The following is an 8,063-nucleotide window of genomic DNA, read 5'->3' as shown; positions in this document are numbered from 1 at the left end:
TCCATCGCTTTCCAAGTGGGTTATGCAATACGGCGTGTAACTACGGAGCTTGGGCCGAATTCGGCCATTTCAGCCCTGTAACTTATTGAAAATGCGTCCCGTGGCCTCCAGGGACCATCGATTTCCCGCCCCCAGCTCTCGAAGTTAGGGGGCTCCGAGAGCCGCGCGACGGCCTGCACCTTGAACTCGGTAGTGAAGTGGCGGCGGGGCTGTCTGCTCATTTCGGTTCCCTCTCTCTGGAAGTACTTCAACCCACGGTCCGAGATCCGGGGGCAAGCTCAGGAAGACCTACTTGGCCAGATCCACGCCGATAATGGATACGTCCTTCTTCATCCAAAACTCCTGATACTCTCCGGATCACCCTGGCACAAGTGCCGTCAGGAGAAGCTGCCCAACCCATCATCAACGCCGTCGAGATGCACCGCATGCGGATCGATAAAACAGCCTTCAGGATGAAGACAGCGCCCGCAACCTGAACCATCTATTGATAGTACTCGATCATCGAGGCCGACAGAAATAGCCAACCGTTTGCAACAACAAAGAACGCTAACTTGAAAGGCATCGAAACAACTGCGGGAGGCACCATCATCATCCCCATAGACATAAGAATGGCCGCAGTCACAAGGTCTATCATCAGAAAGGGCAGAGAGATATAAAACCCAACAAGAAACGCACGGGACAACTCACTGAGCACAAAAGACGGCACCAGAAAGGACATTTTCTCGACTGCATTCAAGGATGAAATTTCCTCCAGTCCCGATCTATCAACGAAATACTGCAGAACGTCCCCCCGTGAATTCCCCTGCATAAAGTCGACATATGGGCGAGAAAAATTTTGAATAAACTCCCCAATGTCGGCCTCCCCGTTAAGAAATGGAATAACGCCAAAAACCCAAGATTCCTGAATTTCCGTTCCCATTATGAACAAAGTAAGAGCCAAAGAAAGCGCAACAAGTAGAAGGTTTGGCGGAGACTGTTGCAATCCTATCGCCTGCCTGCAAATTGAAAAAACGACAATCAAAAATGGGAAACAAGTACACACAACAACAAAGAGCGGAACAATTGAAATGCCGGAAACAAGAAGTACGCCCCCCAACACCCTTCCATTCAAATCGGAAAAGGAAGAATCCGCCCCCAAAGAAACGGCAGGCCCGGAATAAATCAATGTCCACACAAAAAGAACCGCGGAAGAAACCTCAAGAGTCCTCTTTAAAAACTTCAATAATTCGAACTCCGAGCATTGTCTCTCCTTCACTACTTTCCTCCTCCAGCTCTCCCAATCCAATAAGTCGATCCCCAACATAAATCTCAACAGGATCAGACGCACTCCTTTTCAGAGGGATCACCTGCCCCTTTGGAATTCGACAAATCTCACTGAGAGAGATTGACCTCGCACCGATGACAATTCTCATCTCAAGAACAATACCTTGAACTCTACTCAATTTTATCCGTCCCGTAATTATGTGAAAAATACGAATCAACAATCTGCGAAGCGACTTCACTCATTTCACTTACTAGTAGATTAAAATCGTATTCGTAAGAATCTATGCCCTCTGTTGTGTCCATCTCCACCACACAATCCGGAACCGCTTCGCAAACTTGAACTTGAAGCCCCTCAATTCGGCTGGAGCATGAAAAAAAATTTTCAAAAGTTTCACGTGACACCTTAATATAGGAAACGCATGAGTTTTCACTAGACGCACGCGCTTTCACGGCGCCATCCACCAGCGGAACGAGGAACGACAGAGCGTGCCCCTCCAGAAGACACCTTATCGAATCCATAAACGCTAAAACCATATCCTTTCTCAATGAAATTTCAGAACTCGCCCTCTCTTCCCGAATACTCGCAAGTAGCCTTCCAACATCCTCATGAATCCTCATATCTTTTCCCAATCGGCTACTTTCCAGATCAGTCCATCCAGCCCTATATCCCTTCTCAAAAGATCCAACTTGAAGAAGTTTTGCATGCACATCTTCCGAACAATTTTGTTCATTAGTGTGTAAGTAAAACTTTTCGAAAGAAAAAGGCCTGTTATGCTCACTCATACCTTTCAGCCTTTCTCAAATCCGATTTCTAGCCAGCCACGAAGAATCTCAATAGCGTCATTTCGTCTTGAATCAACAGAAGATAAAAGACCTCCACCGCTCCCCAATCCAATCTCCTCATAGTCGCCGACATCTATAGATTCGAAGCTAGGAAAATCTAGCTCGCCTGAACCTATATCACTATTGCTGAATTCAAGCGCTGTATTCGTTACATCGGAAGATAACTCCTCCAACTCTGCATTATTGCCAATTTGGCCGTCAATGGAATACGTTAGATTATCTATTAAAGAAGGCTTCAAAACAAATATGGACACCCCGAGTATCGCGCAGCAGATTAACACCGTTTTGATAACGGGAACCAAGACACCGCCCAAAGCTTCGGGTTTTAAATCCGGTAATTCCGGAACCCCGAATTGCCCAGCGTGGAATCGCATTGATTTTATCGTCACTACGTCACCTCGCTCCTCATCAACGCCAATAGCTGAGGAGACTAGCTCCTTCAGGTCGGCAAGTTCAGCCTCGCTACGCGCCACCCACTCCACTTCTCCATTCTCGTCCTGATTTTTTAGATCACTGACGAGAATAGCAACTGAAATTCTCTCAATCTTTCCAGGGGGAACATCGGTTTGCCGATTCGTCTCTGATATCTCGTAATTTTTTCTTTCGTTCCTTTCCGAGCCTTGCCTCGAATCCTTCTGTGTAGCGTTCCCTCCCTGGTTCGAATTCGGCACATTTGACGCGACGGTCACCGCTCCTGAGTCAGACGAATTTTCTACATTTGACAGATCTCTTGTTTCAGAACTAATCTCAACGCGTCGATCAGGGTCTACCAGTTTTTCAACTATACGTTCCGTTCTATTGTCGGTTTCAACAGAAATTTCGACACGACTATTCCCATATCCAACGTATGCGCTCAAAAGGCTTTCTGCTCTGGACCTCATTCCCGAAATCAACTCGCGCGCATCGCCAACTTCGAAATCAAGATCCGACTCTAGAATTCCACTTACTGCGTTCACTACGGAAACATTCCCCGTGCCCAATCCCGCCACAGAAGAAGCAATCAAATGCCGAATTGCCTTTACCTGACTGTAACTAAGAGCGTCTCCCACTGGACGAACCAAAACGGACGCCGATGAGTGTACATTACCCTGAAGCCCGGATCTCTTCGACAAAGACAAATGAACTCTCGCCCACGTGACGAAGTCGCTCGCAGAAATTGTTCTAGACAACTCGCCTTCCAGGGCTCTATGCAAGGCAGCGTCATACATTTGCGAGGTAGAGCTAAAAGCATTTAGATCCTCGAGTATTTCATACCCATTTTGCGATTTTCTAGGCAGCATTTCACCTGCGAGAACCATTCGCAACTTATCCTTTTCGTCCTCTTTCACAAAAACTGCATTTCCCCTTACGTGATAATCAACGCCCTTCCCATCCAGCCGGTCTAATATGGAACTGAGCTCGGATTCATCTAAGCCTCCATACAGAAGGGTCATTCGGTCTGAAAATACGATCTGCACCATAGAATAAACAACGAATATTGCCACTGCGGACAGAACAAGAGCAACAGCGCTGCTCGAACCAATGGCATTGCGCAGATTCCAAACTTTACCTTGTTCTGGCATTCTACCCTCAAAAGATCGCATCAACGGGAACATAGCGGAAATCCGTTAATAACATATTAGCCAATATGACTTCATAAAACAAAACGGACGCAAGAGGCTCAGGAAGTCAGCATGGACGAAGAAATCGAACCTACATCAATCCGGCCATTTGTTTTAGCTGGCCTCGCTACGGCGGGAATCCTAGGAGGTGGCTCTTTTGGTGGCGCAACCCTCTATTTTATGGAGAGAGCGAAGAGCTCCCTCCCTCAGGAAGAACCTTCTCGAATTGATAACTCCAGAACAGAAGACAAAGGGGTAAGAACATACATAGATATTCCAGAAATAATGCTGACAAGTTCGCGTGGAGAGATGAGCGTAAATATTAGGCTGGAATCATATATTGAAGTTCGCGACGATAAGGTTTCTAAGGTCGTAGCGGAGATGCCTCGAATATCTGACTCAATTAACACTTACCTCAGGTCTATAGAAGCTGAGGAGTTCGATCGCCCGGAATTCATTTACGTCTTGAAAATTCAAATTCTCCGAAGAATACAGTTGCTATTTGATGATGGCACCATTAATGACTTTTTGATCTCCAAGCTGCTATTTATACCATGAAAGACTTGTTTGACATTCTCGTGGTGCTGGGGATAATTCTTACGAATTATTCTTGTTGGAGAGTTTTGGTCCAAATAGCTAGGTTGAGCCGAATTGAGGCGCGGCACAGGGCAAGCATTTCAGTCGCAAGTTGCCACCTGAAGGAAGTAGTTCGAGATCTACTTCGTGAGGACGCAAAAATTCGTAGCCGGAAAATCCGCCTAAGGACTCAAGTCGATGAAGCAGATTCAGTTCAACGAAGTCTAGAAGAGACGATGCGCAGAATTAAAACGTCCAAACATGACCAACAATATCCGAACCGAGATCAACATTTGAATGCAAAGTTCATTAGAAACGTGCAATAGATAATGTACAAATTTTCATTTAATAAGTTGCCTAAGGCTAATGAAGCTTTGTACATCCTTTCAATCGGAGCTCTGGCTCTATCTATTCTTGTAAAGTACGGAATAGCACTAGAGAATGACTCTCAGATTGATAGTGACATAGCGGTTTTGGAGGAAGTTGGTCAAGGAAGGGAGGCAAGTGAAATAGATGCGCTCATCGAGAAAAATAAACTTCAACTTAAATCTTTACAAGATCGACAAGACCGCCTCGACGAAAGGGAAAAAGTTCTATTAGAAAGAGAGCGCGAAATTGAATCGAAACTGACTGAGTTAAAAAATGCCGAGGAAACTCTATTGGCGTCTATATCCATCGCGAAGGACGCTGCGAGCTCCGACGTACAGCGAATTTTGTCTGTATACTCAGAGATGAAGACCGAAGATCTAAGCCCAATTTTTGAGATGATGGATCCAAATCTCGCGGCGGGATTTATTTCCAAAATGCCCCCGCCCAAGGCGGCTCAGGTGTTGGGTGGACTCACATCTGAAAAGTCTTATTCAATAATAGCAATTATCTCAGGTCGCAATGCTCAGTAACAAATTTGGATCGTCAAGATGATTGCTGTGGTTGGAATTATTGTTATATTTTGTATGGTATTTGGAGGATATATACTGGCGGGTGGCAAGATGGCAATTATCATTAAATCTTTGCCATTTGAGCTTATGATGATTGGTGGAGCTGCCCTGGGAGCTTTTCTAATTTCGAATGACGGGAAAGGTTCAAAACATACGATTTCTGATGTAAAGAAGGTTTTTTCGGGACCCAAATGGAAAGCAGATCATTATGAGAGTCTTTTATGCCTCTTGTTCGAGATTCTTAGGATGGCGCGACAGAATCCGGTCGGCCTTGAAGAGCACATAGAGAACCCTATCGAATCTAGTATTTTTTCAAGATATCCGAGTATCGCAAACGACATAGTAGCCGTTGGAATAATATGCGACACAATGAGATCCGTTTCTATGAACTATGATGATCCTCATCAGGTCGAAGACGTGCTAGAAAAGAGAATATCATCCCTAGAAGAACACGCACTGCACTCATCGCACGCACTGCAGATGATGGCCGATGGACTTCCGGCACTCGGAATTGTCGCAGCGGTTCTAGGAGTTATTAAGACGATGGGATCCATAGACCAACCCCCCGAGGTTCTAGGAAAGATGATTGGCGGGGCGCTCGTAGGAACATTTCTTGGAGTTTTCTTAGCTTATGGATTAGTGGGTCCGTTCGCAAGTCGCATTAAGATAGTTTTAGAGGGTGAGGCAATGTTTTATAGAATAATTCGGGAAGTTCTAGTAGCCAACTTGTACAAACATTCGACAAATATATGTATTGAGGTCGGACGGCAGAACATCCCGGAGAATCTTCGGCCGTCCTTTTCATCCTTAGAAGATGCGTTAAAACTAGCCAAGCAGGCGTCGGAATGATTTTTTTTTTATCTTCTTATGTATAGGGCGAGCTGTAGTCGCTGGCGAATACCTTGAATTCCAAGAAGGCGTGAATGTTGCAATTTATCACTCTTCTGTTCTAGATTCCTCTGAAAGCGAAATCTCTATCTTTATTCCTGATAGAGCAAGTGAATCAGGGACCGTTTCTATACCAGACTCTTTAAGAAAAGTTTCTCTGGAAATAGTACCGGATGGCGGCGAACTTCTCAAAGTGGCATGCGATTGCAATTTCAGAATTCTCAAAGTTTCAAGTAAAGTTCATATTCTAAAGATCCTTGATGGAAATATTGATTTTAATGGGTTTCAACCTTTTCAAGTCAACTGGCATCCGTCTGAATATGCGACTTCGCCAGACAATTATAGCGCGGCTGGTAACGAATTTGATCCGTTAAAATCACTGCTGGCCCCACCCACTCAGACCAGCGCGAGAAGGCAGCTATATGAAAACCACAAATCATTTGAAGAAGGCCTCCCAATGCTGTTTCTGGATGTGTCCAGATCAATTCTGGATGGACATCTTTCCGCCAGGGACCTCTCCGAGGAGAAGGAACGCCCTCCCCTCCAAAGCCAGTCCATAGATTTATTGGATTTGAGTTATGTGTCCGCGGGACAAGCGAATTTGGTTCGCGGCCCTGAGTATAAGGGCCTCTCCTGCAGATCCGAATTAGAGACTTCGCTTGTCGCGATCAAACCAAGCTGGAATTTAGAAGATTGGAAGACGATCAAATCGCCGCCGTACGCAAGCGTACTCGACGAAAAATTTCGTGTTGATGAGAAGAAATCAATCGACGTAGCTATTTTTTTCCTGGGAAACCTTCTACTTGAGGAGTCAAAGGCATTTTCTGATGCTTTTTTAAGCGACGACTTGAGCGAAATCCTCGAGTCTATTGTAGCTACACTCGAAGGCACTCCAGTGTCGGATAATAGGCTTATTCTAGACATGTCTGACTGCTCAATTGGTGCGAAATTTTGGACATCTCTTTTCGACACCTCGGACGGTGATCTGTCGAAAGAAGACATGGCGGAGCTTTTCTTTTTTTTTAGGAGCCTTCCTGATCCAATTGCTGGGAGAATTCGAGAGCTCGCCGAGGAAGCAAAGCAAACGGATCTACATAATCTTAAAGAAATTTTGTCGATATCATCCGGCAAAATCTGGCCTAATGAAATGCACGAGAGTGCAGAAATTGTTAGTAGCAAGTTGGGTAAAGTAGCCATGAATTCTTTGGGTGAGATCTCTATTGAGTCCCCAGCACCAGAAGGAAGTCAGTCCTCCTTTGATGCAATAATGCGTACGGATATGGAAGGAGTTGGCCGGATGGCGAGCGGCGTTCCAGGAGAGGACCGAATTCATTCAGCTATTATAGGAATATTCACTCAAGAAAATAATTGGCTGGGTGCCTTGAAGTATATCTCTGAGACCATAAATGGACGCTCCCGCTATCGAGGAAAGGCGAGAGATTTGTGTGAAGGCTTCCTGAAGAATTTTCTTCTCACTGCAACAAATGGAGACATAATTTCTCTCTCGACACGAAGTGAATTCATGGAGCTGAAGAATTGCGTGTCCGATAACATGAAGGATAAAATTGATGAGGCGATTTCTGAATCTTTTGATCTATTGGCTCCGGAAATGGAACTCAATCAAGCGTCGGAAGCGCATGGCGAGAGTGCAGAATCAAAGCAGAAAGACGATATAGAACCATCTATAGAAACGTTCTCTGACCCTTGGTTGCAGTATCGACAACTGATTGATTCGAGTTCGAGGTTACGCTCTAGAGTTGAATCTGGACGCTAAACTTAAGCGTCCTGACCTTAGACTGCGCGTTCCGGGGCCATCCGGTCAGGCATTCCGATAACATCCGGTCAGTGACTCCGATTTGACCCGGTCACGGATTCCGGGACATCCGGTCACCCCGGATCCCGGTCTGTAGACGCCGCTGGGCGATCGTGTGGCGGGGTAGCCTTGCCGTCCAAC

Annotated in this window: 8 protein-coding genes; 4 read left to right on the top strand and 4 right to left on the bottom strand. The window is 45.6% G+C overall.

Annotation, left to right across the window (positions count from 1 at the left end; genetic code table 11):
- Nucleotides 1-481: 481 nt before the first annotated feature.
- The 4 genes from FGX59_RS35230 to fliF are packed head-to-tail and all read right to left on the bottom strand — an operon-like array spanning nucleotide 482 to nucleotide 3,701.
- Nucleotides 482-1,255 carry a flagellar type III secretion system pore protein FliP gene (locus FGX59_RS35230; RefSeq protein ID WP_171060989.1) on the bottom strand — a complete coding sequence of 258 codons (774 nt, stop codon included), beginning with the start codon at nucleotides 1,253-1,255 and terminating at the stop codon, nucleotides 482-484.
- On the bottom strand, nucleotides 1,197-1,412 hold the full coding sequence (locus FGX59_RS39935) for a FliM/FliN family flagellar motor C-terminal domain-containing protein (RefSeq protein ID WP_138473216.1): 216 nt from the start codon (nucleotides 1,410-1,412) through the stop codon (nucleotides 1,197-1,199). Before FGX59_RS39935 ends, FGX59_RS35230 begins: the two co-directional genes overlap by 59 nt.
- Before the next feature lie 22 nt (nucleotides 1,413-1,434).
- A complete protein-coding gene (locus FGX59_RS35220; RefSeq protein ID WP_138473214.1) occupies nucleotides 1,435-2,046 on the bottom strand; it encodes a hypothetical protein in 612 nt (203 codons plus the stop codon).
- A gap of 5 nt (nucleotides 2,047-2,051) precedes the next feature.
- Nucleotides 2,052-3,701, bottom strand: coding sequence for a flagellar basal-body MS-ring/collar protein FliF (gene fliF / locus FGX59_RS35215; protein WP_138473212.1), 1,650 nt, complete (start codon nucleotides 3,699-3,701; stop codon nucleotides 2,052-2,054).
- A gap of 78 nt (nucleotides 3,702-3,779) precedes the next feature.
- On the opposite strand from fliF, the gene FGX59_RS35210 reads away from it, so the two are divergent.
- The 4 genes from FGX59_RS35210 (at nucleotide 3,780) to FGX59_RS35195 (ending at nucleotide 7,883) form a co-directional block, all read left to right on the top strand.
- Nucleotides 3,780-4,265, top strand: coding sequence for a flagellar basal body-associated FliL family protein (locus tag FGX59_RS35210; protein WP_138473210.1), 486 nt, complete (start codon nucleotides 3,780-3,782; stop codon nucleotides 4,263-4,265).
- A gap of 347 nt (nucleotides 4,266-4,612) precedes the next feature.
- The gene (locus FGX59_RS35205) at nucleotides 4,613-5,182 is read left to right on the top strand and encodes a MotE family protein (RefSeq protein ID WP_138473208.1); all 570 of its coding nucleotides are present in this window, start codon (nucleotides 4,613-4,615) and stop codon (nucleotides 5,180-5,182) included.
- 18 nt (nucleotides 5,183-5,200) lie between these two features.
- On the top strand, nucleotides 5,201-6,070 hold the full coding sequence (motA, locus tag FGX59_RS35200; protein ID WP_138473206.1) for a flagellar motor stator protein MotA: 870 nt from the start codon (nucleotides 5,201-5,203) through the stop codon (nucleotides 6,068-6,070).
- A 70-nt stretch (nucleotides 6,071-6,140) separates the two neighbouring features.
- Nucleotides 6,141-7,883, top strand: a complete 1,743-nt coding sequence (locus FGX59_RS35195; protein WP_138473204.1) for a hypothetical protein — start codon at nucleotides 6,141-6,143, stop codon at nucleotides 7,881-7,883.
- Nucleotides 7,884-8,063: the final 180 nt, after the last annotated feature.

Origin of the sequence: Poseidonocella sp. HB161398, from assembly GCF_005870025.1 — a bacterium.
Taxonomy (GTDB): domain Bacteria; phylum Pseudomonadota; class Alphaproteobacteria; order Rhodobacterales; family Rhodobacteraceae; genus Mangrovicoccus.
The sequence above is the reverse complement of the archived record's forward strand: the minus strand, read 5'-3'. Positions and strand labels throughout refer to the sequence as shown.

What these genes read in the sequence shown, in the direction of transcription:
- FGX59_RS35205 (WP_138473208.1), top strand. Translation starts at nt 4,613, where the DNA reads ATGTACAAATTTTCATTTAATAAGTTGCCTAAGGCTAATGAAGCTTTG.
- FGX59_RS35210 (WP_138473210.1), top strand. Translation starts at nt 3,780, where the DNA reads ATGGACGAAGAAATCGAACCTACATCAATCCGGCCATTTGTTTTAGCT.
- FGX59_RS39935 (WP_138473216.1), bottom strand. Translation starts at nt 1,412, where the DNA reads ATGAGAATTGTCATCGGTGCGAGGTCAATCTCTCTCAGTGAGATTTGT.
- FGX59_RS35220 (WP_138473214.1), bottom strand. Translation starts at nt 2,046, where the DNA reads ATGAGTGAGCATAACAGGCCTTTTTCTTTCGAAAAGTTTTACTTACAC.
- motA (WP_138473206.1), top strand. Translation starts at nt 5,201, where the DNA reads ATGATTGCTGTGGTTGGAATTATTGTTATATTTTGTATGGTATTTGGA.
- fliF (WP_138473212.1), bottom strand. Translation starts at nt 3,701, where the DNA reads ATGTTCCCGTTGATGCGATCTTTTGAGGGTAGAATGCCAGAACAAGGT.